Source organism: Litorivicinus lipolyticus (assembly GCF_009650135.1).
Taxonomy (GTDB): Bacteria; Pseudomonadota; Gammaproteobacteria; order Pseudomonadales; family Litorivicinaceae; genus Litorivicinus; species Litorivicinus lipolyticus.
This window is the reverse complement of record NZ_CP045871.1, coordinates 1-25782: the sequence shown is the minus strand read 5'-3', so window position 1 is coordinate 25782 and position 25782 is coordinate 1. Positions and strand designations below refer to the sequence as shown.

26 protein-coding genes are annotated in these 25782 nt (G+C 60.7%); 14 read left to right on the top strand and 12 right to left on the bottom strand.

The window, feature by feature from the left end:
• The first annotated feature begins 20 nt into the window (after positions 1-20).
• Complete coding sequence (locus GH975_RS00130; protein ID WP_153712550.1) at positions 21-488, top strand: TIGR02444 family protein; 468 nt, start codon at positions 21-23, stop codon at positions 486-488.
• A gap of 44 nt (positions 489-532) precedes the next feature.
• Complete coding sequence (locus tag GH975_RS00125) at positions 533-1216, top strand: FKBP-type peptidyl-prolyl cis-trans isomerase (RefSeq protein WP_153712549.1); 684 nt, start codon at positions 533-535, stop codon at positions 1214-1216.
• Here the strand turns inward: GH975_RS00125 and GH975_RS00120 are convergent, their stop codons facing one another.
• Together GH975_RS00120 and GH975_RS00115 are read right to left on the bottom strand one after the other, a co-directional pair.
• On the bottom strand, positions 1217-2221 hold the full coding sequence (locus GH975_RS00120; RefSeq protein ID WP_153712548.1) for a WD40 repeat domain-containing protein: 1005 nt from the start codon (positions 2219-2221) through the stop codon (positions 1217-1219).
• On the bottom strand, positions 2122-2625 hold the full coding sequence (locus GH975_RS00115; RefSeq protein WP_246164731.1) for a disulfide bond formation protein B: 504 nt from the start codon (positions 2623-2625) through the stop codon (positions 2122-2124). The genes GH975_RS00120 and GH975_RS00115 overlap by 100 nt, the downstream gene beginning before the upstream one ends.
• Before the next feature lie 13 nt (positions 2626-2638).
• Between GH975_RS00115 and GH975_RS00110 the strand changes: the two genes are divergently transcribed.
• Positions 2639-3034, top strand: a complete 396-nt coding sequence (locus tag GH975_RS00110; protein ID WP_246164730.1) for a flagellar basal body-associated FliL family protein — start codon at positions 2639-2641, stop codon at positions 3032-3034.
• Here GH975_RS00110 and gshA read toward each other — a convergent pair.
• From gshA to GH975_RS00090, 4 genes are all read right to left on the bottom strand, one after another.
• A complete protein-coding gene (gene gshA / locus GH975_RS00105; protein WP_153712545.1) occupies positions 3031-4581 on the bottom strand; it encodes a glutamate--cysteine ligase in 1551 nt (516 codons plus the stop codon). The genes GH975_RS00110 and gshA overlap by 4 nt on opposite strands.
• A 116-nt stretch (positions 4582-4697) precedes the next feature.
• Entirely contained in the window at positions 4698-5579 is an 882-nt protein-coding gene (gene hslO / locus GH975_RS00100; protein ID WP_153712544.1) for an Hsp33 family molecular chaperone HslO, read from the bottom strand.
• Positions 5576-5965, bottom strand: coding sequence for an RNA-binding S4 domain-containing protein (locus GH975_RS00095; RefSeq protein ID WP_153712543.1), 390 nt, complete (start codon positions 5963-5965; stop codon positions 5576-5578). Before GH975_RS00095 ends, hslO begins: the two co-directional genes overlap by 4 nt.
• Positions 5955-6629 carry an HAD-IA family hydrolase gene (locus GH975_RS00090; RefSeq protein WP_153712542.1) on the bottom strand — a complete coding sequence of 225 codons (675 nt, stop codon included), beginning with the start codon at positions 6627-6629 and terminating at the stop codon, positions 5955-5957. Before GH975_RS00090 ends, GH975_RS00095 begins: the two co-directional genes overlap by 11 nt.
• A gap of 123 nt (positions 6630-6752) precedes the next feature.
• Between GH975_RS00090 and zwf the strand changes: the two genes are divergently transcribed.
• Genes zwf through GH975_RS00075 form a run of 3 tightly spaced genes read left to right on the top strand, consistent with a single transcriptional unit; the run spans position 6753 to position 9375 of the window.
• Complete coding sequence (zwf, locus tag GH975_RS00085; RefSeq protein ID WP_153712541.1) at positions 6753-8228, top strand: glucose-6-phosphate dehydrogenase; 1476 nt, start codon at positions 6753-6755, stop codon at positions 8226-8228.
• Entirely contained in the window at positions 8221-8913 is a 693-nt protein-coding gene (gene pgl, locus GH975_RS00080; protein WP_170272489.1) for a 6-phosphogluconolactonase, read from the top strand. Before zwf ends, pgl begins: the two co-directional genes overlap by 8 nt.
• Before the next feature lie 54 nt (positions 8914-8967).
• Positions 8968-9375 (top strand): hypothetical protein, encoded by a 408-nt coding sequence (locus GH975_RS00075; protein WP_153712539.1) that lies wholly within the window; start codon positions 8968-8970, stop codon positions 9373-9375.
• Here GH975_RS00075 and GH975_RS00070 read toward each other — a convergent pair.
• Entirely contained in the window at positions 9372-11405 is a 2034-nt protein-coding gene (locus tag GH975_RS00070) for a prolyl oligopeptidase family serine peptidase (protein ID WP_153712538.1), read from the bottom strand. The two genes, GH975_RS00075 and GH975_RS00070, sit on opposite strands and share 4 nt — an antisense overlap.
• A gap of 70 nt (positions 11406-11475) precedes the next feature.
• Positions 11476-11790 (bottom strand): Spy/CpxP family protein refolding chaperone, encoded by a 315-nt coding sequence (locus tag GH975_RS00065; protein WP_153712537.1) that lies wholly within the window; start codon positions 11788-11790, stop codon positions 11476-11478.
• Between the two features lie 123 nt (positions 11791-11913).
• On the opposite strand from GH975_RS00065, the gene GH975_RS00060 reads away from it, so the two are divergent.
• Together GH975_RS00060 and GH975_RS00055 are read left to right on the top strand one after the other, a co-directional pair.
• Positions 11914-12582, top strand: coding sequence for a response regulator transcription factor (locus GH975_RS00060; RefSeq protein ID WP_153712536.1), 669 nt, complete (start codon positions 11914-11916; stop codon positions 12580-12582).
• Entirely contained in the window at positions 12579-13868 is a 1290-nt protein-coding gene (locus tag GH975_RS00055; protein ID WP_153712535.1) for a sensor histidine kinase, read from the top strand. The genes GH975_RS00060 and GH975_RS00055 overlap by 4 nt, the downstream gene beginning before the upstream one ends.
• Here GH975_RS00055 and GH975_RS00050 read toward each other — a convergent pair.
• Positions 13857-16340, bottom strand: coding sequence for a UDP-N-acetylglucosamine--peptide N-acetylglucosaminyltransferase SPINDLY family protein (locus tag GH975_RS00050; RefSeq protein ID WP_153712534.1), 2484 nt, complete (start codon positions 16338-16340; stop codon positions 13857-13859). The two genes, GH975_RS00055 and GH975_RS00050, sit on opposite strands and share 12 nt — an antisense overlap.
• Before the next feature lie 104 nt (positions 16341-16444).
• On the opposite strand from GH975_RS00050, the gene GH975_RS00045 reads away from it, so the two are divergent.
• On the top strand, positions 16445-16864 hold the full coding sequence (locus GH975_RS00045) for an MAPEG family protein (RefSeq protein ID WP_153712533.1): 420 nt from the start codon (positions 16445-16447) through the stop codon (positions 16862-16864).
• Here the strand turns inward: GH975_RS00045 and GH975_RS00040 are convergent.
• From GH975_RS00040 to GH975_RS00030, 3 genes are all read right to left on the bottom strand, one after another.
• Positions 16861-18315 carry an NAD-dependent succinate-semialdehyde dehydrogenase gene (locus tag GH975_RS00040; protein ID WP_153712532.1) on the bottom strand — a complete coding sequence of 485 codons (1455 nt, stop codon included), beginning with the start codon at positions 18313-18315 and terminating at the stop codon, positions 16861-16863. The genes GH975_RS00045 and GH975_RS00040 overlap by 4 nt on opposite strands.
• Before the next feature lie 17 nt (positions 18316-18332).
• Complete coding sequence (locus GH975_RS00035) at positions 18333-19268, bottom strand: GlxA family transcriptional regulator (protein WP_153712531.1); 936 nt, start codon at positions 19266-19268, stop codon at positions 18333-18335.
• A gap of 92 nt (positions 19269-19360) precedes the next feature.
• Positions 19361-20386, bottom strand: coding sequence for an NAD-dependent epimerase/dehydratase family protein (locus GH975_RS00030; RefSeq protein ID WP_153712530.1), 1026 nt, complete (start codon positions 20384-20386; stop codon positions 19361-19363).
• A 150-nt stretch (positions 20387-20536) separates the two neighbouring features.
• Between GH975_RS00030 and GH975_RS00025 the strand changes: the two genes are divergently transcribed.
• From GH975_RS00025 to GH975_RS00005, 5 genes are all read left to right on the top strand, one after another.
• A complete protein-coding gene (locus GH975_RS00025; protein ID WP_153712529.1) occupies positions 20537-21712 on the top strand; it encodes an ABC transporter substrate-binding protein in 1176 nt (391 codons plus the stop codon).
• A gap of 68 nt (positions 21713-21780) precedes the next feature.
• Positions 21781-22560 carry an ABC transporter ATP-binding protein gene (locus tag GH975_RS00020; RefSeq protein WP_153712528.1) on the top strand — a complete coding sequence of 260 codons (780 nt, stop codon included), beginning with the start codon at positions 21781-21783 and terminating at the stop codon, positions 22558-22560.
• Positions 22557-23261, top strand: a complete 705-nt coding sequence (locus GH975_RS00015; RefSeq protein WP_153712527.1) for an ABC transporter ATP-binding protein — start codon at positions 22557-22559, stop codon at positions 23259-23261. The genes GH975_RS00020 and GH975_RS00015 overlap by 4 nt, the downstream gene beginning before the upstream one ends.
• A gap of 1 nt (position 23262) precedes the next feature.
• The gene (locus GH975_RS00010; RefSeq protein ID WP_153712526.1) at positions 23263-24276 is read left to right on the top strand and encodes a branched-chain amino acid ABC transporter permease; all 1014 of its coding nucleotides are present in this window, start codon (positions 23263-23265) and stop codon (positions 24274-24276) included.
• A complete protein-coding gene (locus tag GH975_RS00005) occupies positions 24273-25583 on the top strand; it encodes a branched-chain amino acid ABC transporter permease (protein WP_153712525.1) in 1311 nt (436 codons plus the stop codon). Before GH975_RS00010 ends, GH975_RS00005 begins: the two co-directional genes overlap by 4 nt.
• Positions 25584-25782 lie beyond the last annotated feature (199 nt).

Here is a 25782-nt window from a genome sequence, read left to right as displayed (position 1 = left end):
CGATTTTGGGAGTTTACCGAATGCGCGAAGGCTTGTGGTCATGGGCGGTGCGGGAATATCAAAAGCCGGCGGTCGCGGATGCCTGTTTGGAACTCCAAGACCAGGACGGCGCCAGCGTCTGTGAGCTTTTGTGGTGCGCCTGGTTGGCCCAGTCCGACCATGCCCCCAACGCCCAGGGGCTGTCCGAATTCAGGCGCTTTCGGCGCGGCCTGTACCTGGCCATTGAGCGTCTGCGTGGCGCGCGCCGGTTGCTGGAACTGGACCCGTTAACCCGCGAGCTGGGCACGCGCACGCGGCCGCTGGAAATTGACACCGAGGCGCTGCTGTTAACGCAGCTCGAAGCGCTGCCGGGCGAGCCGCTGAATGGCCGCCGGCCGCTGGATTGTCTGCACGCCATTGACGCTGCCATTCCGTCGCTGGCGCCGAGTGAAGCGACCCAGCGGCGTTACCGTCAACTGATGGAACGACTGGGTGCCGCCGAGGTCTGACGGGTGCTAGTATCCGCTTGCTTAACCACGACAATAGGATGTTCATGAAACAATTTTTGACTGCGGTCGCCTTGTCTGCTGCGACCCTGACTGCCGCCCATGCGGCCCCGACGACTGACGACGAAAAGCTGGCCTACTCGCTGGGTATCGTAGTTGGCGAACGCATTTTTGGTGATTTCGGCGTGTTGGATTACGACCAGTTTCTGGCCGGTATTAAAGACGCGGGTGACGAATCCAGCTGGGCGCTGGATCGCAACCAAATCGGTGAAGTCATGCAAATGGTTCAACAGCGTGTTGCCGCCGAACAGGCCCAGGCCGCTCAAGCCGCTTCGGCTGAAGTGCGCGCTGAAGGCGAAGCCTACTTAGCTGCGAATGCCGCCAAAGACGGCGTCACCGTGACCGAGAGCGGCCTCCAATACCGCTACATCACCCAGGGTGACGGCGCCATGCCCGCCGCTGAAAGCCGCGTCAAAGTCCACTACACGGGCCGTTTGATTGACGGCACGGTATTTGATTCGTCGGTCGATCGCGGTGAGCCGGTTGAGTTTCAGGTCAACCAGCTGATCCAAGCCTGGATCGAAGCGCTGCAGTTAATGAAGGTCGGTGACAAGCTCGAAATCGTCGCGCCCTTTGACATTGCCTACGGCCCCGCGGGCGCACCGCCCAGCATCCCGCCGTTCGCAACCTTGGTGTTCGAAATGGAATTGCTCGATATCGTTTCTGAGTAATTACTGACGCACCAGCGTCGCCAGGTGTCCGGTGCCCGTCAGGGCCCGGACTCGCTGGCCGTCGCGGCTAAAGGCAACAATTCGGGCCGAGCCCGGATTAGACCCTTTGCGCACCGGCATCCGCCAGGTCTGGCTGGGTTCGGTCAAATTCGAGTAGTCCCAAAACGCCGCCCGGCGCTGGGTATTTCCCAACCAAATGCCACCGGCGACGATGCGCGCTGCGGTAATCGTGATGGGTTGTGGGTAATAGCTGCTTTCCTGGGCCAATTCGGCATTAACCGCACCCTCGCCAATCGCCAGCAACCGTGACGGTGCATCGCGCGCGCCGGCAAAGCCTTGATCCTGTTCCAGCGCGACGACCTCGACCTGATCACTGAGTTGCCATTGGTGCGATGGCCGCCGCGCCCCGACCGTCCACAGCGTGACCAAGCCGTCGTCGTTACCCAGCATCAAGCGTTTGCCGTCCAATGCCAGCGCCCGGGTGGTGGTGCCGGATAGCTGCAGCCCGTTGTCCCCGTCCAGCCAATAACCGCCGTTTAAGGTACCGATTAACAGGCGGCCGAAATTGTCGACTGCGACCGCCCGAATCAAGCTGTCCATGGTGCCGGCATTGAGTTCGCGGCCGCTTTGCGCGCTCCACACATGCCAGCGGTTGCCGCTGGCGGTGGCGATGCGGCGGCTGTCGGGCGAAATGCTGGCGGATTCCAAGGCGCTTTCACCGTCCGAGTGTTTCAGTTCGTGCAGTTTGCGGCCCTGTTGAAGCACCCAAATGCCACCCTCGACGGCGCCGACTACGGCCAGCGAACCGTCTTTGGACAGGGCCCCGGTAAAGATGTTTTCACCGAGCAAATCCAGCTGCTCATCCGGCCCGGCTTCGCAGCCCGCCAGACCCAGCAGTGCGGCGGCTAAGAGCGCGCGTACCATGGCAATGCGGCGGCGGCAGCGGTCATGCAGGCGAAGGCGATCGCGGTCCAGCCGGGGATCGACAGCGATAAAAATGTCCACTGCACGTCCGCGCACTCTCCTGTTCCGGTCAACATGGCCGATAACACCTCTAGGAGCGGAAAGCGTTCGATCATGAAGTACAGACCGGGGGCGCAGGCCGGGACCAATTCAGGCGGCAGCGACTGCAAATACAGCTGGCGCGTCGCCAGGGCCAATCCTGACAACCCGATCAGCGCACCCAGGACGGCAAAGGTGCGCACTCGAGTTGGGTTGAACGCCATGACCAAGCCGACCAGACCGAACAAGCCAAAGACCAGGCGCTGGGCCATGCACAGCGGGCACGGCTCGAGGTATAGCACGTATTCCATATAGAATGCGCTCGCCAATAAGCCGAAACAGACCAGTGCAGCCAGCACGCCCAGTGCGCGTGGTTGCCGAATGAAATGGGTGGTGCTGTGCGCCACAGGAGACCTCGATATGCCAGTGTTGTTGTTACTAGTGTCGCTCATAATGCCCGCGTTTGCCGAGGATGTGTTCGACGCCACCGAAAGCTATGTTGGACTGGGTACGCCATTTTACGCCAGCTATGAAAAAACCCGCACCACCATCGGTGTCGCCATGGTCGCCGAGGTGTCGCTAGAAGTCGCCAATGATGACGCGCGCACCCAGGCCATGATCCATCGGCCGCTGCTGCGCGACCGTTTTCAGCGCGTCTTGAGTTTGCAAACCCGTAAAACCTTTGTCACCGCCGAAGGTTGGCAAATATTGGCCCAGCAAGCGCTGGCGTCGTTCAATGCCGCGCTGGCCGACGAGGGCTGCGCGGAGTGCGTGCGTGCGGTGTTGTTCCCCGCCGGCATCGTCCCCGAAGGTTAGTCGTTTAACCCGGTTGGCTGGTTGACGTAGTCGCGGACAAAGGCATCGAATTCGGCGGCGCTGGCGGAACGTGGCAGCGCAGCTTCGGCTTGAATGCTGCCATCGCGCAGTTGCGCCAACTCGGCCAACCGTTCGGGGCTGGTCTCGCCGGCCAGCAAATCCTTTTTCAGCTTTTCAGAACGCGACAGGACCCACTCGAGGTAGCCCATTTTTTGAATCTTGCGTTCGGCCCGTGCCGACGGCAGGCCCTTGGGCATGCTCAGGTGCTCCATGGCCTCTTCGACCGCGGCGACGTGGGCACTGCCGCCTTCATGTAGGTCCAGTTGCTCGGCCACCGCGCGGCAGCGCTTTAAGACCGAGTCGGCCGCATCGGTCAACTTAACCTCGGCGCCATCGACCCAGATACGTTGGCCGTGGGTGCGCCCGGCGCTGGCGATGCGCTGTTGGTTTTCTTCCAGCTGTTCGCACTCGGTTTCGCTGATGCGCGGGTTTTGGCCCAGCGCACAGGCGGTCAAGAAGCAATCCAAGAAGCGCATGGTGCTGGTGCTAATGCCGGCGCCGGCCCAGGGATCGACGTCCATACAGCGAACTTCTAGCCAGTTAACACCGCGATCACGCAGGGCTTTGACGGGGCGTTCGCCCGGCTCTTGCAACTGCTTGGGGCGGACTACCGAGTAGTATTCGTTCTCAATTTGCAGCAGCTTGTTGCTCAGCTGTCGCCAATGATCGCCGTCGCGCACGCCCAATGTTTGATAGTCGTCCCACGGCTGCATGACCGCGCGGCTGAGGCTGTCGGCGTAGCTGTCCAGGGCGTTGAAGCAAATGCCCAGGGTCTGTTGGGCCTTGTTGTGATAGCCCAGATCGCTCATGCGCAAACTGGCGGCGCCACTGGTTAAGCGGGTTGCGCCATTGCGATCAGTGTCGCCGAAAAAACTGCGATCCAATGCCGGGCTGGCGCCGAATAACCACATCAGCAGCCAATAGTGACGCCGGAATCCGCGCAGGGTTAAGAAGTAACCGCGGTTGCGCGCTTCCTGGCCGTCGGCGATGCCGGTGATGTCCTGCCATGCCGCTTCGGGCAACGACCAGTTGTAGTGGACCCCGGCGATGGTCTGCATGCGCCGGCCGTAACGCCAGGCCAGGCCCTCGCGGTAAATCGTTTTCAGCCGGCCAATGTCCGAATTGCCGTACTGGGCCAGCGGAATGTCGGCTTCGTTTTCCGGCAACAGGCAGGGCATGGAATTGGCCCACAACAGCTCGTCACCCATGGCTTTCAGGGTCTCGCGCTGAACGTCCTGCAAAAAGCGCTCGGCGTCTTCGGGCGTTTCACACAGCGGAGTAATGAATTCGAGCAACGACTCCGAATAGTCCGTCGTGATCGCCCCGTGCGTGACCGCCTGGCCCAGTGCCGCCGGGTGCGGCGTTTGCGCCAGCTCCCCAGTCGGCGTGACCCGCAAGGCTTCGCGCTCAATGCCGCGGCGCATACCGGCAACCCAGTGGTTGTCGCGGGGGGCTAATTTTTGAAATTGCTCGGCGGTTATCTTCATCGTGTCTTCGCTTGGGCCGGGCCGACAGTCAATTGCCGACCCCGCAGGGTCCAGTTAATCAACGCAGTTTGCACCGATGTTCGGTGAATTGCGCTCGTAATCGCGACATTGAGCGGTTATTGCAGCTGATCGGAGCCGGGTGCGCTGTTGTCGGCGGTCAGCCAGGTCAGGTCGGTTTGGTCATATTGGTGTTTTTCGCCACAAAACTCGCAATCCACCGACACCGTCGGCTGTTCTTGCATCAATGCGGTCAAGTCCTCGATCCCCAGACTAATCAGGGCGCGCGCACTGCGCTCGCGCGAACAGGGGCAGTGAAACTCGATGTCATGGCCGTCAAACAGCTGAATGGTTTCTTCGTGGTACAGCCGGTGCAGGATCATTTCGGCCGGCAGCTCTTTCAATTCGATCGGTTTAAGCGTGTGCGCCAGCGCCGTCAGGTGCTCCCAGTAACCGGCGTCGACTTGCTCGCCGGCGTTAACCGGCAGCTGTTGCAGCAACATGCCGGCTGCGCGCTTGCCATCCGCCGTCAGCCACAGCCGCGTTGGCAGCTGCTCGGACTGGGCAAAATACCCATCCAGCACTTCCGACAGGTTAGCCCCTTCAAGCGGCACGATGCCTTGGTAGCGCTCGCCGCTATTGGGCAACAGCGAAATGCTCAGGTGACCCTGGCCGTATAGGGACTGCAGGCCGCTGCCTTGGGTCAGTGCGGGATCGTCGTTGTGCTTGGCAATACCGCGCAGGCGGCCTTGGGCGTCGCATTCCACCATCAATAAGCGCAGTGGGCCGGTGCCCTTGGCCTGCAGCACCAGCGAACCGTCCAGCTTTAAGGTGTCCGCCAGCAAAGACGCGGCGACCAAGGCCTGGCCTAACTGTTCGGCGACCCGGGCGGGGTATTGATGGCGCGCAAAGACCTGTGCCAGCGTCTCGTCAAGGCACGCGAACTGGCCGCGCACGGGGTGCCCGTCAAACATAAAACGTTGTCCGTGGTCTGGACTCATGGTTCCTCCTGGCGCTGAAATCGATGGATTTCGCGGCGGTCTTTTTTGCTGGGGCGCGATGATGGCGCCATGATGCCGGCACTTTGAGCGGCTCGGCGTAGGGCTTGTTCTTTGCGTTTGGCTTGGCTGTCTTCGGTTTCGGTGTACAGCAGCTGGGCCTCCGGGGCGCCGCGGCGCTGGGCACTGACCGCATTAACGACCAGGTCGAACACGCTCTGGCCCTTGCTAACGCTTAACGTCATGCCGGCTTCAACGGCTTTGCTAGGTTTGGCGCGGTGACCGTTGATGTGGACGTGACCGCCGTCAATGGCGGCTCGAGCCAGGCCGCGGGTTTTGAAAAAACGCGCCGCCCACAGCCACTTGTCCAGGCGTACGCTATCCGCCATGGGCGAGGCGCAGCGAGGGCGCGAGGTCGGAAAAATCGCGAATCTGTACATGCGCATTGAACTGGCGCGGGTCGCGGTACGAATTGGGGTGATCAATGCCGACCACGGTGCCGACGCCATGACGGTGGGCCGAGTCCAAGACCGCTTCGGAGTCGTCAAAAAATGCACAGCGGCTTAAATCCAGGCTCTGCTCACGCGCCAATGACTGCCAAAAGTGCTCGGCTTCTTTGGGTTGGCCATAATCATGGCTGCTGACCACGCCGTCGACAAAGTGAATCAAATCCAAGGTATCGGCTTTCAGTTGCCAGACCGCGCGGTGGGCATTGGTCGCAATCAGTAGTTTCAGCCCGGCCTTGCGCGCCAGCCGTAAAAAGTCGGTCGACCCCGGGCGCCAGCGAATCAGGTGGCGATGGCGGGCCATGGCGTCCATCACCGGCATCGACAGGTGCTCGGTCCAGTGGTCGACGCAATACCAGTCCAGCGTGCCGCGAGTAGTGCGCATGGGGGTGTGAAATTCGATGTCCAGTCGCTCGGGCGAATAGGCGTGCGCTTCGGGCAAAAAGGTCGGCATGAACTGCAACCAAAAGTGGTCGTCAAAGTGCAGATCCAACAGCGTGCCGTCCATGTCCAACAGCAGGGTGTCGATCCGGTTCCAGTCAATCAATCCGTCGGTCCGTGCGCCAAAAGTGGGTCTATTGTGAGGGCAGGGCGGATGGATTAAAACCCAAGGACTCGCGAGATCATTAAAACAAATGTAGGATGTTTACTACATTACGAGGAAACCCCTATGCCATCAGGTGTTGCTGAGTGGATTGCTCAGCCTTCAGACATTCTTTTGTTCGGTGCCACCGGCGATTTGGCCGGCCGCAAACTGTACCCGGCGCTGTATTGCTTGTTCCGCGACGGTCACCTGCCCGGCGGCTGTCGAATTTTGGGGTTGGCGCGCACGGATCAAAGTGCGGCCGAGTTTACCGCCATCATCCACGCCAAGCTGCAAGAGTTTGCCCCGGAAGGCGAGTACGAAGCCGCCGTGTGGGAGCGCTTTTCAGCGGCCCTGGATTATACCCCTTTGGACGTGCATGACCCCGAGGCCTTTGTCGCCGTGGCTGAGCGCCTGGGTGATCGCAGTGGACGCCCGCTGATCCACTATTTGTCGACCTCACCGAGCTTGTACGGCGCGATCTGTGCGGGCCTGGATCACGCAGGCTTGGCCGGCGCCCAAGCCCGGGTCGTGATCGAAAAGCCGATCGGCACCGACTTGGCCAGCTCTCGCGTGATTAACGACGCGGTTGATGCGGTCTTCCCAGAAGCCTCGATCTACCGTATTGACCACTACTTGGGCAAGGAGACGGTTCAGAACTTGCTGGCGCTGCGCTTTGCCAACGGTATTTTTGAGCCGCGTTGGAATTCAGCCGGCGTCGATCACGTCCAGGTGACGGTGTCCGAGACCGTCGGCGTCGAGGGCCGCTGGGGTTACTACGACGATTCCGGCGCCATGCGCGACATGGTCCAAAACCACATTTTGCAACTGGTCAGCCTGGTGGCGATGGAGCCACCGGCCAGCTTGGACCCGGACGCGGTGCGTGATGAAAAGGTCAAAGTGTTACGCGCACTGCGCCCGATTCGCGACCGTGACATCGAATCCAGCACCGTGCGGGGTCAATACCGCGCCGGGGCGATCGATGGCAAGGCGGTTCCCGGTTACCTCGAAGAGCCCGGTTGCAAACCCGGTTCGCGAACCGAAACCTTTGTCGCGTTGCGCGCTGAGATCGACAACTGGCGCTGGGCCGGGGTGCCGTTTTACCTGCGCACGGGCAAGCGCATGCCGCACCGGTACTCGGAAATCGTGGTCCAATTCCGCGACGTACCGCACGACCTGTTTGCCCCCGAAAACGCCGACGTTCAGGCCAACAAGTTGGTGATTCGTCTGCAGCCCCAGGAAGGCATCCAGCTACAGATGATGTACAAGGTGCGCGGATTGGGTGGCGGCATGAAGCTGCAAAAAGCCGAGCTGAACCTGTCGACCGAAGACTTCAAGCCGCCGCGCAACGCCTACGAGCGTTTGTTATTTGACGTGGTCCGCGGTAACCAAACGCTGTTCGTGCGCCGTGACGAAGTCGAGGTCGCTTGGCGTTGGGTCGATGACATCATGCAGGCCTGGCAGAGCGAAACAAGCGCCCCGAAACACTACAGCGCCGGCACCTGGGGCCCGACCTCAGCGATTGCCTTGGCCGAACGAAATGGACACAGCTGGCATGAGTGAAGTGAACTGGGTCGTACGCGACCAACGCGATACCTTGATGCGTGACCTGGCCGCGGATATTTGCGCGCGCTTGCACGGCGCCATCCAACAGCGTGGCATCGCCTTTTTGGCGGTTAGCGGCGGCAGCACGGTGAAAACTCTGTTCCCGCTGTTGGCCAACACGCCGATCGACTGGGCCCACGTGCGCATCGGTTTGGTCGACGACCGCTGGGTTGACGAGTTCAGCGCCGATTCGAATGAACGCTTGGTGCGTGAATTGCTGTTGCAAAATAAAGCCGTCGACGCCCAGTTCGTGCCGATGAAAACGCCGCACGCATCGCCCGAGGCCGGCGTCGCTCAGCGCAACCAAGATTACGCTGCGTTGCCTTGGCCGTGCGATGTGATGCTGCTGGGTATGGGTGAGGACGCGCACACCGCCAGTCTGTTCCCGTGCTCCGAAGAACTTGGCCGGGCCTTGACCACGGACGATGTGGTGGTGGCGGTCAATCCGACCACGGCACCCTACGCACGCATGAGCCTATCGCTGGCGAGTGTGATTAACTCGCGCTACATCGTGGTGCTGACCTGTGGCGCCAGCAAACGCGCGGTATTGGAGGCGGCGTTGAAAGACGGTCCGGTCGCGGACATGCCGATTCGTGGCGCGCTGCGGGCGACCGCGCCTTGTGCGATTTACTACGCACCCTGATAATCCAAGCACCAGGGAATAATCGGTCAGGATGACCCGCTTTATGGGACATCTATGCCGGTTAAAACTGAACCGCTGTGCGAACAACTTCGGGCGATTGCTGATTTAGCCCTCGACTATGCGTGTACGGGGTTGGCGCCGGAGCATTACCAACCCGTCATTCAGCGCTTTCACGCGGCGGTGCACGCCTTGCCGTTGTGCACTCAGCTGGTACGCATACTCAGGGATATCCACAGCCTCGGGCTCGAGGACGATCTGACCACGCTGATCGAACGCTCGGTGTTGGCCGATGCCGCCGCGCGTCCAGATCTGCCGCTGAGCCAAATCCGGGTGCTGTTTGACTGCGCCGACTGGGAGTCGTTAAAAGTCATGGCGCGCAACCCGACGCTGGACGATTTCACTCGCCACCGCGCCCGCCAACTCGCCGATCACATCATGCGCGCCCATTTGAGCGGTGCTTAATCCGGTGGCGCCCAGCCGGGCGTCAACTGATCCAAAATAAAGCGGTAGCACTGGGCGACGTCGGCCAAATGGCCAAAACGTCCACTGGCGCCGCCGTGCCCGGCGTCTTCCATGGCCAGCACAATCGGCGCGTTGCCGGTTTGGGCGGCACGCAGCCGCGTGCACCATTTAAGGGGCTCCCAAAATGTCACGCGCGGGTCGGTCAGCCCAGCGGTAATCCACAGCGGCGGATAAGCGCGCGGGCGCACGTTGTCGTACGGCGAATATGACTGGATCCGTTTGAACGCCTCGGCGTCTTCGATTGGGTTGCCCCATTCCGGCCACTCCGGCGGTGTCAGAGGCAGGTCGGGATCCAGCATGGTGTTCAACACATCGACGAAGGGTACATCCGCGACCACCCCGGCTAAATCTTCGGCGCGCCGGTTGAGCACACAGCCCACTAACATGCCGCCGGCACTGCCGCCGTGGATGACCACGCGCGGGCCGCGGTTTTCCAAGACCCAGTCCAGCGCCGCCTCAAAATCATCAAAGGTGTTGGTCTTGTAGGCGTCCCGGCCTTGCTCGTACCAGTGATAACCCAGTTCCATGCCGCCGCGGACGTGGGCGGTGACATGACACACGCCGCGCTCGACTAGGCTTAAACGGTGGCGCGAAAACGCCGGTTCCAAGCTGACGCCATAGGCCCCGTAGCCATACAGCAGCGTTGGCGCCGGGCTGGGTGGGTTGGCCATTTCCAGCACCGTCAGCGGCACCCGTGTGCCGTCTGGACTGACGGCCCATTCCCGACGAACCCGGTAATCGTCGGGGTTGTGGCCGCACGGTAGGGTTTCGGTTTTGAGCGTGCGAACGGCGCCACTGTCCAAATCCAATTGCCAGGTTTCGGCCGGGTGGCGTGGCGATGAAAAGCCCAGTCGCTGCCACTGTTGATGGCTTTCGAGTACGCCGATTAATCCCAAATCACAGATCGGCTCGGGCGGTGACAGGCTCTGCCAGGTCCGGTCCTGGTGGCGGCGCCAGCGCAGCGCGGGCACAAAATCACGGCTTTCGAGCACGATCAAAAAGTCATCCAGCACCGCCCAGTCGTCGAGCAGCCCATGCTCGGGTGCGTACAGCGGTTGCCAGTCGTGCGGCTGCGCCGCGTCGGCCTGGTAAAGGGCGAAATCAGCGCGTTCGTGGTTGGACTTGATAATCAGCCGGTCGCGGTGGGTTTCGACCTCGTATTCACGGCCCTGGTCGCGGTCACAAATCGGTCCGGATAACTCGCCACCCGCCAGGTCCAGCAAGCGCACTTCGCTGACCTGGTGCTGGTGGGCGCTGACAATACCAAAGCGTCCGTCTTGGGTTTCCGCCAGGCTCAAAAACCAGCCGGTGTCGGGCTCGGCATAGATCAGCGTGATTTCATCGCGGATAAAATTCCAACGCCGCACTTCGCGTGGGCGGCTTTCGGCGTCCAGCCAGACATAAATCAGGTCGCCATCGTGGGTCCAGACCATTTGCGCCTGGGCATCGCCGATCGAAAACTCGGCATCACCGCCGGGACGGGCGACGTGCAGCTGATAGCGCTCGTTGCCATCGGTGTCGACGCTGTAGGCAATCCATTCATGGTCCCAGGCGTGCTCGACACAGCCCAGATCCCAAAATTCGAAGCCGCGGGCCTTGGCCGGGCCGTCGAAATAGGTTTCGCGGGTGTCGCTGCCGTCGCGGCGGCGGGTATAGCAGGGGTAGTCGGCGCCGTCTTGGTAGTGCCAGCCATAATGCCAATGGTCGTGGGGCGTCTCCAACCCGATTGGGGCCGGCGCCATGCGCGATTTGAATTCGTCGACCAAGGCCGCTTCCGCCTCGAGCTGGGTAAATTGCGCGGCGTAGCGCGCTTCATCATCCAATAGCTGGGTAATGGGCTCGGGTAGTAGGGCCGGGTCGTCGAGGGCTTCACGCCAATTGTGCGGCCGCAGGTCCGGGTAAGGATCGGTCAGTGGTTGGCCGTGAAAGGTGCGGTGGGTGGGGCGACTGGGGTGCTGGGGTATGTGCATGGGCGAAGCCTAGCACTGTATGCAAAATGGCGGGAGCGCCGGGTGACGCTCCGCCCATGTGGTGGTTGAATTAGCTACGATCGCCCTTCATGCCGTAGCCGTCCTTGCCGTCGCGCTTTTCCATTTTGGCCTGACGCTTTTGCATCCGCTCATCAAAGGTCACTTGCTGTTCGGGTGTCAAAATGGCCCGAACGTTGGCGCTAAATGCGGCGTGCATCGCCTGCATGGTGGCGCGCTGTTGATCGCGTAATTCCATCATTTGAGTTTGCTGGGCATCGGTTAAATCCAGGCCTTTCATCATGCGATCCCCGCGGCCATCAGCGACGGCGAAACCGGCGGTGGCAGTGGCGACGACTAACGCAGAGATCATTGCAATTTTCTTCATGGGTGGTGCTCCTCGTAGTTGATGAGTGCACTATGCGCGGTACCACCATGAACTTGGGTATCGCGCCGTAAAGCTTTGTAAAGAACAATGTCAGCGCCTCCAATTAGCGACAGACTGCACACTATGAATCGATTACTGATGGTTGAAGACGACCCGGATCTGGCTGACTTGTTGGCACAGGTTCTGGCTTTTGAAGGGTTTGAAATTGAGCAGGCGCCCAGTTTGGCAGCCGCGCGTGAGTGTTTGAAAAAGCCGCAAAGTCTGGTCTTGTTGGACGTCGGCCTGCCCGACGGCAACGGCTTTGACTTGTTGCGTGAAATCCGCGAGGCCCACCCGGACTTACCGGTCATCATGCTGACCGCCCGTGGCGAGGCGATGGACCGGGTGCTGGGATTGGAGTTGGGGGCGGACGATTACCTGCCAAAACCGTTCGAGACGCGTGAGTTGACCGCGCGCATCCGTGCGGTGCTGCGCCGTGCCCATGCCCAGGTTGCGGTGCATGATTCGGCCATGGTGTTGAACCATGCCCGGCGCGAGGCCAAGTTGTCCGGTGACTTAATCGATGTCACCGCGGCCGAGTTCGATTTGCTGGATTTATTGTTGGCCAAATCACCCGAGCCGGTGTCCAAGGACGAGCTCAGCGAGAGCGCCTTGGGCAAACCGTTGGGGCCCTATGATCGTGCCATCGATGTGCACATATCGCGGCTGCGTAAAAAACTTGGCGAGGGTCAGGGCGCGCCGAAAATCGTTGCCCTGCGCAACCGTGGCTACCAATGGGTCGAGCCTGAATGAGCCTATTTTGGCGCATCTTTACCGGCTTTTGGCTGGCGCTGGTGGTGGTCGCCGCCACCGTTGGCATGCTGACGCATGTGCTGCGTGAAATTCCATCCAGCGACGTTGATCCCGCCGGTGCTGCGGTGCTGGGGCGGGTCGCTCAGGTCGTCAACGCGCAGTTGGCGCGCGACGGTTTGGCCGGTCTGGACAGTCTCGAATCGCGTCGCCTGCGGCCGTATCTTTATTCGATGGACAACCAGCCGATTGGCCCGCGTCGGCCGTTCTTGGACGACATTGCCGAGGACTCGGAACCCTCGGCCCCGCGCATGTGGATTGATGGCGGGCGCGTTTTTTTAGGGCCGGCCTTGGTGTTCTTAGACGATCAGCCGCTGAAAATGTTTTTGGTCACGCGCCAGCCGCGAATCGCCCAGGAACCGCCCGAACAACGCCTGTTTTGGTTCGTCATGATCGGCGCCTTGGTGGCGGCGGTGCTGGCCTACGGGTTGTCGCGCCACTTAAGCCGGCCGATTGTGGCCCTGACCCGCTGGGCCGGTGCGCTGGGGCGTGATTTGGACACCCCGGCCCCGCGTGGCACCACTGAACGCGCTGATGAGGCCGGCAACTTGGCGCGTGAATTGACCGCTATGGCCGGGCGTATTCGCGACCAGCTTGAAGCGCAGCGCGCACTGACGCGGATGATCTCCCACGAAGTCCGCAGCCCGCTGACGCGATTAAAGTTGGTGTTGGATTTGATCGAGCGGGCGCCGGACAAAGCCGGCGACATACTGCCGCGTGCGCACCAACAAATCAGCGCGCTGGATGCGCTGTTAGAACAGATGCTGACGTTGTCGCGGTTGGACGCGGATGCTTGGGTGTTAGCACCGACGTCCCAGGGTTGGGCGCTGCGCATCGGCCAGTGGATCGACGAGTGGCGTGAGCAAGCCCAGGCCGAGGGTATCGAGTTGAGCGTGCAGGGCCCGACGTTTAACGGTCCGGCGGACCCTGCGCTGGTGCGTATTGGGCTGGATAACTTGGTCCGTAATGCGATTCAGTTAAGTCAGCCGGGGCAGTCCATCCAGATCCTTCAATCGGCCCACGGCTTTGATGTCCGTGATCAAGCCGGCGGCATGGACCCGACCTTGCTTGGACAGGCCGCGGAACCCTTTTATCAGGGCGTGACCCCCAGCGGCAGCAGCGGTTTGGGGCTGGCGATTGTGCACCGAATTGCGCGCGTTCACGGCGGCCAGCTGACCCTGACCAACGTCGGCGATGGCCTCAGCGCCAACTTGCGGCTAACGGCTTAGGCGCACGGCGACCTTATATTTGTCCAACGCCTCGGTGGTTTGGCCCAGGGCCGCCAGCGAATCACCCCAGGTCCGCCACAGCGCAGGGTCCTCGACGGCGTCGCTCATGGCCGCGCTGAAGCTTTCGTGAGCGGCATGGTTTAGGCCTTGGGCGGCCTGCAATGCAGCTACCTTTAAGCGCAGTGCCGGCACGCCGATGTCAGCCTGATCCAGGGCCTGTGCCGCCAGGTCCGGGTACTCGGCGCGGGTATAAAAATCGGCTTTGGCGATCCATTGATCGTCACTCAATTCACCGCTCGCTTGGGCCATGCGCTTGAACGCCGCGTTGCGCTCGCCGCGCTGCTCCAGCGCCAGCGCCCAGGCCAAATGCGCCGGGCCAAAATCCGGCGCCAGACGCGCGGCTTGGCGGTACTTGCTGATGGCGCCGATTAAATCCCCCGAGCCCTCGGCCACTTGGCCCCAGTAAACATAGAGCTGAGCGTCATCAGGTGCGCGCACCACGGCGCTGCGGATCCAGGCCTCGGCGGCATCGGTTTGTTGGGTTTCAATCCAGGCATTCAACAATTGCCCTTGCGCGGGCTTCGATAGCTGCGTCGCATGCGGGGCCAGCCAGCTGCTGACGCGGTCAAATGCGCCCAATTCGTGAGCCAGTTGTGCGGCCTGCTCGGCGTCGCCGCGAGCCAAGTCGAGCTGGTTGTAACTGTCCAGCGCCGCTTCGTTGAGGCCTTGACTGCGGTAGGCGCGCGCCAGCCACAGTGCCATGCCTGGGGCGTCGTCGCGGGCTTGCAGCTGAGCGCGCGCGAGCTGCGCGGCGACGGCCGCGTCATCGTGGGCCATGGCGTACTCAACCTGGACGGTGACGACGCGCGCCAGGCGTTGTTCGCCGGCACTCAATTGCGATCGGGTGGCTTGGCCCAGCTGGGCCGCGGCGATAAAGCGGTGGCGCGACCAGTGTGCCGTCTTGGGCAGATTGCGCAGACTGATGGCGGCGTCCTCATCAAAGCCCAGGGCGGTGTTGATCAGTGCGCCCAGATGATTGGCGTGGTCCGGGCTCAGACTCGCGAGTCGTTGCTGGATCGCGGTCGCCTGGGTGGTGTCGCCACGCGCCAGCGCTAAGCGGCCGTGTGACCAGGCGCGACTGACGTCGTCGCCCATGGCGTCGGCGGCCTGTTCGGCGGCTTCATTGTCCAGCCCCAACAGCGCCTCGAATCGCAGCGCATGGCTGGCGTCATCGCCCCCACGAATTAGCCCGAGCGCGTTCGCCGGCTGGTTGTCCCAGGCCCACTGCTGAGCGGCCCAGTTGCGTGCGGCGGGTAATTCAATGGCGGCGGCTGCGCGCAATGCAGCATCGACGTCGCCGCGGTCAAACTGCAGTTGGGCGCGAACCAGGTCGGCGCCGGGGCTATCGACATCGGCGATCAGTGCCCGTGCCTGCTCGTAGCGGGCACGCATGCGCAACGCGCCGGCTAAGGTGGTGCGCTGAGCGCTGCTGAGCTGCTGACTGGGGAGCTGGCTAAGGGCGGCGATGACGCCGTCGTGCTGGCCCAGGGCGGCGGCAATTTGCGCACGCAGCGGCCATTGCGCCGGTCCCTCCACAGCGTCAATCCACTGTTGGGCGAGCGCCACTTGACCCAGACCCAGGGCGACGTCGACCCGCAGTTGCGGATCGCTGCTGTGGGCGGATTCGAGCATGGTTAACGCCGACTCGGTGTTGCCATCGTCGGCCGCAATGCGGGCCAGCGCAATGCGCACCAAGCCCTGGTATTCGCCGGCATCGTAGCCTTCGTACATCTGCCACGCCTCGGCCCGGCGCTGGGCTAAATACAAAGCGCGTGCCCGCGTCAGGTCGGCTTCGGGGCCGTGGCTCACGGCCAGACTGGCGAGCGCGGCGTCATACGCCCCTTCGGCAATTTGTGACTGGGCTGCGAATACTGGGTTGACGGACCCCAACGCCAAGCGTTGAAAACTCGGCAGCAAGGTCAGTTCGTGGGCCAACGGAGCATTCGCGGTGAGCTGCTGGCCATTCAGACGCGCTCGCAGCGTCCATTCGTGTTCGGTGGCAATCGCATCCATCGCCAGCACCGGCACCGGCGCGCCCATGAATATCAGGCCCTTGGCCATCAGCGTTTCCAGTGTCAACGCACCGTCCAGACAGCGGCCTTTGAAATCGCCACCGGCCGGTGCGGGCAGCCAAGGATCGGACGCGCCTTGGTGCGGTCCCAAATCGTCGGTCAGGCGTTGACACAGCAGCGGCGCCAACCCGGCTGGCGTTTGCTGACTGATTAGAGTCGGGCCTTGGATGAACAGCCAGGGCTGCTGGGACCACCAGCCTAGGTAGGCTGCGAGCGCCAATGTCAGGCCGATAAACAACCACGGCGCCCGTGAACGGCGCGGCGTTGGGCCAGGCAGCGCCAGTCGCAGGGCGGTGCCGTCGGACAGGGTCAGTTCCTGGTCCGTGAGTCGAAGTTGCAAGTCAGTTTTCACACCTTCAGTGTAGTCAAGGAATCGGAGCGTAGCGGTGGTGCGTCAAAACCCTGAGGCAAGCGCGTTATAGTGCGCCGACCAAGGAGGCTAGGATGGATGTTTTGAACGTTGTCGGGACGCTGCTGTTTGTCGCCGGACTGGGCGCGCTGGTGATGCTGAATTGGCGGTTGCTGCTGAAAGTGATCGGCCAACGCAGGCGTAACGAAATTGCCATCGGGATCAAAGGCGATGACATGGAGCGGGCGGTCTCGGCGCATCGCAATTTTATTGAAAACACGCCGATTAATTTGATCGCGCCGGCCATCACCTTTGCCCTGGGCTATGCGCTGCTGGCATCGATTGCGGTGCTGATTTTACTGGTTGGCCGGTTGTTTCACGCCAACGGCATTCAAAATCCGCGCGAAAGCGAGACTGATTTTCGCAACCGCGCGCGTGGCATGCGCCTGACCTTTGCCGCCACCATCGCCGGTATGTTGGCGCTGGTGGTGGCGCTGGTTCACCGTGGCTTTTAGCCGAGGCCACCGATCAACAGGTACTTCAGCTCGAAATACTCTTCAATGCCGGCGCTGGACCCTTCGCGGCCTAGGCCGGACTGTTTGACGCCACCAAAGGGCGCCGCCTCGGTCGAGATTAAGCCCTCGTTGATGCCAATGATGCCGCTTTCCAGGGCCTCGGCCACGCGCCACACACGGGCCAGGTCGCGGCTGTAAAAGTACGCCGCCAAGCCGAAGTCGCTGTCGTTGGCCTTGGCGATGACGTCGGCCTCGCTGTCGAATTTGACCAGGCCGGCGACCGGACCAAAGGTTTCCTCGCGGCACAGCAAGGCATCGGCACTGACGCCGGTGATCAGGGTCGGTTGGTAAAAGTGTCCGCTAAGCCCGGTTTGTGCGCGTTGGCCGCCGATAACGACGGTGCCGCCACGCTGGACGGCATCGGCGACATGGCGCTCAACCTTTTCAAGCGCCGCCTGATTGATCAGCGGCCCCTGCGTGATGCCCTCATCTAGCCCATTGCCGACGGTCAGTTTAGCGACCTCGGCGGTCAGCTTATCGACAAAGGCATCGTAGACACCGGCCTGTATGTAAAAGCGGTTGGCACAGACACAGGTCTGGCCGGCGTTACGGTATTTCGACGCCATGGCGCCGGCCACAGCGTCATCCAAGTCGGCATCGTCAAAAACAATAAAGGGAGCGTTGCCGCCCAATTCCAGCGACAACCGCTTAACCGTTTCGCTGGACTGCGCCATCAGTAGCTTGCCAACCCGGGTGGATCCGGTGAACGACAGCTTGCGGACGGTTTTATTCGCGGTCATCTCGGCGCCGATAGCCTCGGCATACCCGGTTACGCAGCTAAGGACTCCGTCCGGGACGCCGGCCTGCTGGGCCAGCTTCATCAGCGCCAGGGCTGAAAATGGCGTCAGCTCCGATGGCTTGACCACAAAGGTGCAACCCGCTGCCAAGGCCGGTGCGGCTTTGCGCGTGATCATCGCCAACGGGAAGTTCCAGGGGGCGATCGCCGCGACCACGCCGACCGCTGTTTTCTGGACGACAATGCGCGCGTCGGTTTTGTGCGCCGGCACCAGGGTGCCGCCGGCACGTTTGCCTTCCTCGGCAAACCATTCGACAAAGCTGGCGGCGTAGGCGACTTCGCCGCGTGCCTCTGCAAGCGGCTTGCCCTGCTCCAAGGTCATGAGCTGTGCTAAATCGTCTTGGTGCTGGTGAATCAGCTCAAACCAGCGTTTTAAAATGTTGGCGCGGTGTTTGGCGGTGGTGGCTTTCCATGGGCCGAGGGCGGCCTGGGCTGCGTCGATGGCCTGACGCGTGTGCTCGGCGCCCAAGGCTGGCACGGATCCAAGCACGGCACCGGTCGCGGGGTTAGTAACGTCGATGCGCTGCGGGGCATCGACCCACTGGCCGCCAATAAAGGCACGTTGTTGAAACAGATCGGGGGCATTTAACTGCATGCTAACTCCTAGGGTCGTTACTCGACGCGGTCATCCTTTGGCGATTTGCTAAAGAAGGCTTTGTAGCGGCGAGTGAAATACGAGGTGGTGCTGAAACCCGAGAGTATCGCAACTTCGGTCACCGGCAAGGTCGTTTGACGCAATAGTGTTTGTGCATGCCCTAGCCGGAGCGCCGTGTAAAAGCGCGCCGGACGGTGTCCCAGGTGTTGGTCAAACAAGCGCTCCAGATGGCGCTTGGAGACATTGGACCTGGACGCGATCTGGTCGATGGTCATCGGCGACTCGATGTTGCTTTCCATCAAACTGACGGCCTGGGCTAAGCGTGCGTTATGAATGTTATAGCGTGCTACCGGTGACATTTGCTGCTGGTCTTGGGCGCTACGAATTTGCGGATGGACACACTGTTCGGCAACGCTTTTTGCCAGTTCCGGACCCACTTCGCGGCGAATGATTTCAAGCACAAAGTCCAGTCCCGCCGCGCCTCCCGAACAGGTCCAGCGGTTGTCGGAAAATTCGTACAGGTTGTTGGTTAAAAAGATGCTTGGGAAGCGCTCGGCGAAACCCGTTCGCAACGACCAATGCACGGTGCAGGTGCGCCCGCGCAGCACCCCAGCATTCGCCAGTACGTAGCTGCCGGACGAGGTCGACCCGATGACCTTGCCCGCACGCGCCAGCCCACGCAGCCAGCGGTAGTCGGCGTCGGCCAAGTCGGTGCCGGCGACCAAACCCGAGACCACAAACAGCGCATCCAAATCGGCGGTCTCGGACATCGGTCGGTGCGGGTGAAACATCAGGCCGTCGCTGGCTTCGGTGGGGGCATCGTTGAGGCAGTAATGGACCCATTCGAACTGCTTGTGCTCGGATAACCGATTGGCGATGCGCATCGGTTCGGTCATCGAGGCGAACGACAGGTGAGAAAATTGTGGCAGCAATAAAAAGCCGAAGCGCTTCATCCGGTGATCCGATTATGTGTCATGCCCGTAGTGTGCGTGGGCGGCTGTCGGCAGGGCGTCACAAATGCGACATTATGCGTCGCATTTGTAGGCTATTGCCCGAGCATTTGACCCGCCATGGCACGCAGCGCTGCTCGGGTGTCAGCAAAGTCGATGCCCAGGTCGTTGCGCGCTCGGCGGTTGTCGGCCTCAAACGCATGGCCGCAATTGCGGCTGATGAAACGTCGCGTCAGTTCCGGCTCGAAGGCTGGGCCGACTAACCACAATAACCACTTGGGCAGTTGCCGCGGTGACAGGTCCAGCGTTGGGTCCAGCGCCAACAGCTCCGCTGCCATGTCGGCCATGCTCAGGCTTTGGCCGTGCACAATCACCCGTTCGCTCCAATCATTAAACGCCAGTTGAACATGCGCGGTCGCCACATCGCGCACATCTACCGTGCCAATCGTCAGCGGCGGCATACCTTGGGCCAGTCGCCCCGAGCACATGCGTTCGACCAGCTCAAAGCTACCGGATGCCGAGGGTTGCCCCAGTGCGGGACCGACCACCAAGGACGGGTGCACTGTGGCCAGGGTCCAGCGTGACTGGGCGTCGGCCATGCGCCAGGCCAAGCGCTCGGCTTCGGCTTTGCTAAAACTGTAAGGTTGGTGGGTCAGCGACGAGCTGTGGTTCCAATCCTTAGCCGTCAGTTGGCCCTGAATGTCGGCATTGTCACCGGCCATGGCCGCGACCGAGCTGGTCACCACCACACGCTCAACCGATGCGCTCTGGTTGACCGCGTCCAGCAAGTTGCGGGTGCCCTCGACCGCCGGCGTCAGCAAGTCACGTTGAGCGTTGCCCGCATGCAGCGTAAAGGGCGAGGCCATGTGGATCACCCGAGCGCACCCCTGCAGCGGCCGTTTAAAACTATTGGGCCGGGTCAGGTCTGCTTGAAAAAACTCCAGGCTGCCGGGGCTGTCGCGGGCAATATCCTCCAGCGGCCGCAACCGTTTGGAACGCGACAGGTCGCGCACGGTGGCATGCACTCGCGCGCCAGCATTTAACAGGTCATGGATCACCCACCCTGCGAGGTAGCCGGTGGCGCCGGTGACCAATACCGGACGATCGTCGGAAATTTGCATGCGACTCCCCAGAAAATTCGCTTAACCTATACGTGATCGGGGCATTCATCGCTAAAGCAATTGCCACCACTTCATTTTGTTTGGAAAACTGCGTACCTTTCATAGTCGACAAATACTGATTGTCGAACATCTGATGTTTCGGAGAAAACAATGAAAAAAACCCTACTGGCACTGGCCACCGCGGCAACTCTAGCTGCCCCTGCAATGGCAGACGTAAAATTGGGCGTTGCCCTTGGCTTCACCGGTCCCGCGGAATCTTTGGCGTCAGCCATGGCATCAGGTGCGGAACTTGCGATTAAAGAAGTTAACGAATCTGGCAAATTTTTTAGCGGCAAGGTCACCTCGACTCGCGCCGACTCAACCTGTGTAGACGCGTCTGCGGCGGCTGCAGCGGCTGACCGTTTGGTCAACGCTGACAAGGTTGACGCAATCATTGGCGGCTTGTGCTCTGGCGCAACCATCTCAATGCTGCAAAACGTTGCCATGCCCACGGGCACATTGATCTTCTCGCCGTCAGCGACGTCACCTGCGCTGTCAACGTTGGAAGACAATAACTTGTTCTACCGCGCGTCACCGTCTGACGCCCGTCAAGGTCAAGTCATCAGCGAAGTATTGATGGAGCAAGGCTTCAACGAAATCGCCATGACCTACACTAACAACGACTACGGCAAAGGCTTGGCCGACGCGATCCAGTCAAACTTTGAAGGCAAAGGCGGCAAGGTCACCATCGTTGCAGCCCACGAAGACGGCAAAGGCGACTACGGCGCTGAAGTCGCGGCATTGGCTCAAGCGGGCGGCGACATCTTGGTCGTGGTCGGTTACCTGGACCAGGGCGGCAAGGGCATCATCCAAAGTGCATTGGATGCCGGCGCGTACGACCAGTTCTTCTTGCCTGACGCGATGATCGGCGACAGCCTGACCTCCGCCATTGGCGACGACTTGAATGGCTCGATTGGTACGGTGCCGGGCACCGATTCAAACGGCGCTACGATCTACAATGAACTGACCGCAATGGACGGCTTCAAAAACGGCCCGTACTCGCCCGAGTCATACGACGCGGCGGCGATGGTGCTGTTGGCCATGCAGGCAGCCGGCACCACCGACAGCCAAGCGGTCAGCGCTAAGATGTTCGAAGTCGCTAACGCGCCAGGCGAGCAAATCCTGCCGGGCGAATTGGCGCGTGGTTTGGAAATCTTGGCAGCGGGCGGTGACATTGACTATGTCGGTGCAACGGCTCTAGAGATGATCGGCGGCGGCGAATCAGCCGGTAGCTACCGTGAAGTCTTGGTTAAGGATCAGCAGAACACGACCGTTCGCTACCGTTAATCCTTGATGTATAAGGCGGCCTGAATGCGTTTGCGTTCGGGCCGCTTTTTTATTAGTGGCGGAAACCCATGATTAAAGTTCACGACCTGCACAAATCCTTTGGCGGCATTCAAGCTGTTAACGGCGCGACTTTGGAGATTAAGACCGGCTCGATTACCGGCTTGATTGGACCTAACGGCGCCGGCAAAACAACGCTGTTTAACGTGATTGCCGGGTTGTATACACCGACCTCGGGCACGGTCCATTTGGACGGTGAAGACATCACCGGCTTACAGCCCCACCAGCTATTCGGCAAAGGACTGTTGCGTACATTCCAGCTGGCCCACGAGTTCTCGACCCTGACGGTGCGCGAAAATTTGATGATGGTGCCCCCGAACCAGCCTGGCGAAAGCTTAATGGACACCTGGCTGCGCCCTGCGAAGGTGCGTGAGCACGAAGAGATCGTGCGTGCCAAAGCGGATGAAGTGATTCGCTTCTTGGAAATTGAACACGTCGCCGACGAATTGGCAGGCAATCTGTCCGGCGGTCAGAAGAAGCTGATCGAGCTGGGCCGGACCATGATGGTCGACGCTAAAATTGTGTTTTTGGACGAAGTCGGGGCGGGCGTTAACCGCACCTTGCTGGGCAAAATTGGCGACGCCATTTTGCGCCTCAACCAAGAGCGTAATTACACCTTTTGTTTAATCGAGCACGACATGGACTTTGTTTCGCGCTTGTGTGACCCGGTCATCTGTATGGCCGAGGGCGCGGTATTGGCCCAGGGCACGGCGGACGAAGTTAAAAATAACGAGGCGGTGATCGAGTCCTATTTGGGCACCGGCTTAAAGAACAAAGAGAGCAAGGCATGAGCTTCCTAGTAGGTCACAACATGACTGGCGGCTATGGCGGCGCCGATATTCTCCACGACTGCACCATCGGGGTTGAGAAGGGCGAAATCGCCGTGATTGTCGGGCCCAACGGCGCCGGTAAATCAACTGCCATGAAAGCCACCTTTGGCATGCTCAATTTGCGCCAAGGCAGCGTCATGTTCGACGGCGAGGACATCACCCACCTCAAGCCCGAAGAGCGCGTCGTCAAAGGCATGGGCTTTGTGCCCCAGACCCACAACGTGTTCACCTCGATGACGGTCGAAGAAAACCTCGAAATGGGCGCCTTTATCCGCGAAGACGATATCAGCGGCACCATGGCCCAGGTCTTCGACCTGTTCCCGATCCTGAAAGAAAAGCGCCACCAGCCCGCGGGCGAACTGTCCGGTGGTCAACGCCAACAGGTCGCGGTCGGCCGTGCCTTAATGACGCGCCCTAAAGTGTTGCTGTTGGACGAGCCCACCGCCGGTGTGTCGCCGATCGTGATGGACGAACTGTTTGATCGGATCATCGAGATTGCCCGTCAAGGCATCGCCATCCTGATGGTCGAGCAAAATGCCAAGCAGGCCCTCAACATCGCCGACAAAGGTTACGTTCTGGTTCAGGGAGCGAACCGTTTCACCGATACCGGGGAGGCATTGATGGCCAACCCCGAAGTCCGCAAAGCATTCCTGGGAGGCTGACATGACCGAACTATTGAACGCGTTGGTCATTTTGGCCAACTTCTTGATCGTGCCCGGGCTGACCTATGGCAGCCAGCTGGCGCTGGGTGCGCTTGGCGTGACCATGATCTACAGCGTGCTGCGGTTCTCGAACTTCGGCCACGGCGAGATGATGGCCTTTGGCACCATGATGACTATTTTTGGCACCTGGGTTCTGCAAAGTTGGGGTGTCAGCATTAAACCCCTGCCGACGGCGCTGTTAGCTTTGCCGTTTGGTATTGTGTCGAGCATGCTGCTGGCGCTGTTGATGGACCGCTATGTGTACCGCTATCACCGCAAGCAAAAGTCATCCAGCGTGATCTTCTTGATTGTCTCGATCGGCACCATGTTCGTGATCGGCGGTATCGTGCGCTTTGCGATTGGCCCGGCTGACCGGATCTTTTTTGATGGTACGCGCTTTATTATGAAGGCACGTGAGTTCAAGCAGATGACCGGTTTGAATGAGGGCCTGGCGATCAAGATGACCCAGGGTATTACCATCGTCACGGCGATCGTGGTGGTCGGTGCGGTGTTCTGGTTCTTGAACAAAACACGCACGGGCAAATCCATGCGCGCGTTTTCGGACAACGAAAACCTGGCGTTGCTGTCCGGTATCAGCCCCGAGCGCGTGGTCCTGATTGCCTGGTTGCTGACCGCGACCCTGGCGACCATTGCCGGCACGCTATACGGATTGGACAAGTCCTTTAAGCCCTTCACCTTTATGCAGTTGCTGTTGCCGATTTTTGCCGCGGCCATTGTCGGCGGTGTCGGTAATCCGCTCGGAGCGATTTTCGGTGGCTACGTGGTCGCCCTGTCGGAAATTGCGATCACCTTCGCCTACAAGCGAGTGGTCGGTTATCTGGTGCCCGAAAGCATGGAGCCGGAGGGGCTGTTACAGCTGTTATCAACCGACTACAAAATTGCGGTGTCGTTCATCATTTTGGTGATCGTGTTGTTGATTAAACCCACCGGCCTGTTCAGCGGGAAGACACTATGAAGTCACTATTTACTCGTTATCGCGCGCCGATGATGTTCGGCCTGATGTTCTTGATGCTGGTCGCGGTCGGCGTGCTGCAAAGCTGGTCGGTGACCTTTACCCTTTTGAACCTGTGTTTGATCAGCGCGATTATGGCCTTGGGTGTGAATATCCAGTGGGGCTATGCCGGGCTGTTTAACGTCGGTGTGATGGGCTTCGCCGCGCTCGGTGGATTGGCGGCGGTGTTGGTTTCGATGCCGCCGGTGCCGGCGGCCTATGCCGCGGGCGGTTGGGGTATTTTGGCGGGTGTCGCAGTCGGCGTGGCCACGGTCGTGGCCTGTGTGGTGGTCTTTCGCCGTACTAAGCGCTACAGCTTGGTGGCCTTGGCAGCGGCGATTGGCTATTTGCTGGCGCGGGCGGTCTTGGACCCTGCGGTGGCCGCAATTGAAGCGGTTGATCCCAGTGTCAGCGGCTACCTGGGCGGTTTGGGTCTGCCGATTATCTTGGCCTGGCCGGTGGGTGCGCTGTTCGCCGCGGCTGCAGCCTGGGTCATTGGCAAGGTGGCCTTGGGCTTGCGCTCGGACTACCTGGCGATTGCGACGCTGGGCATTTCCGAGATCGTGATCTTCTTCTTAAAGAACGAAGACTGGCTGACCCGGGGTGTTAAGAACGTTAACGGCTTGCCGCGTCCGGTGCCCTTCGAGGTTGACCTGCAAAAGGCCAGCTGGTTCCAAGAGTGGGCGTTGTCGCTGGGCTTGCCGGTGGATGACGCGTCCGGCTTGTTCGTCAAGATCCTCTATACGCTGTTGTTCGTGGCGGTGTTGGCGCTGATCATGTATCTGTCGGAAAAAGCCCTGCGCTCACCCTGGGGCCGAATGATGCGGGCGATTCGTGATAACGAAACGGCGGCCGGCGCCATGGGCAAAGACGTCACCTGGCAGCACTTGCGCGTGTTCGTACTGGGCAGCGCGGTGATTGGCTTGGCCGGCGCCATGCTGGTGACCCTTGATGGTCAGTTCACGCCGACCACATACAACCCGCTGCGGTACACCTTCTTGATTTGGGTGATGGTGATTATCGGTGGCTCGGGCAACAACTGGGGGGCCGTCCTGGGCGGTTTCTTTATCTGGTTCTTCTGGATTCAGGCCGAGCCGATCGGGCTGTGGTTGATCGATACGCTGACATCCGGCTTGGATCCGTCCAGTGCCGTGCGCGCCCACCTACTCGACAGTGCCGCGCATATGCGTTTGATGACGGTCGGTATCGTGTTGCTGTTGACGCTACGTTTTGCACCCAAGGGATTGATCCCCGAGGCCAAGCGGACTTAGCGCCGTTTAAAGGTGCGCTAGTAGGCCTGTCGAGCGTGCTCGATGGGCCTTTTTTATGGCCGATTGAAAATACTTGAAATGGGTCGTTGCATTGTCGATGTTCCCCTGTATTATGCGCCTCCCCAACAAGACGAAAGTCTTGAAAGGGTGCCGGAAACGGCAGGGAAATTTACTGAAATTAAGACTTGTAAATGACCCG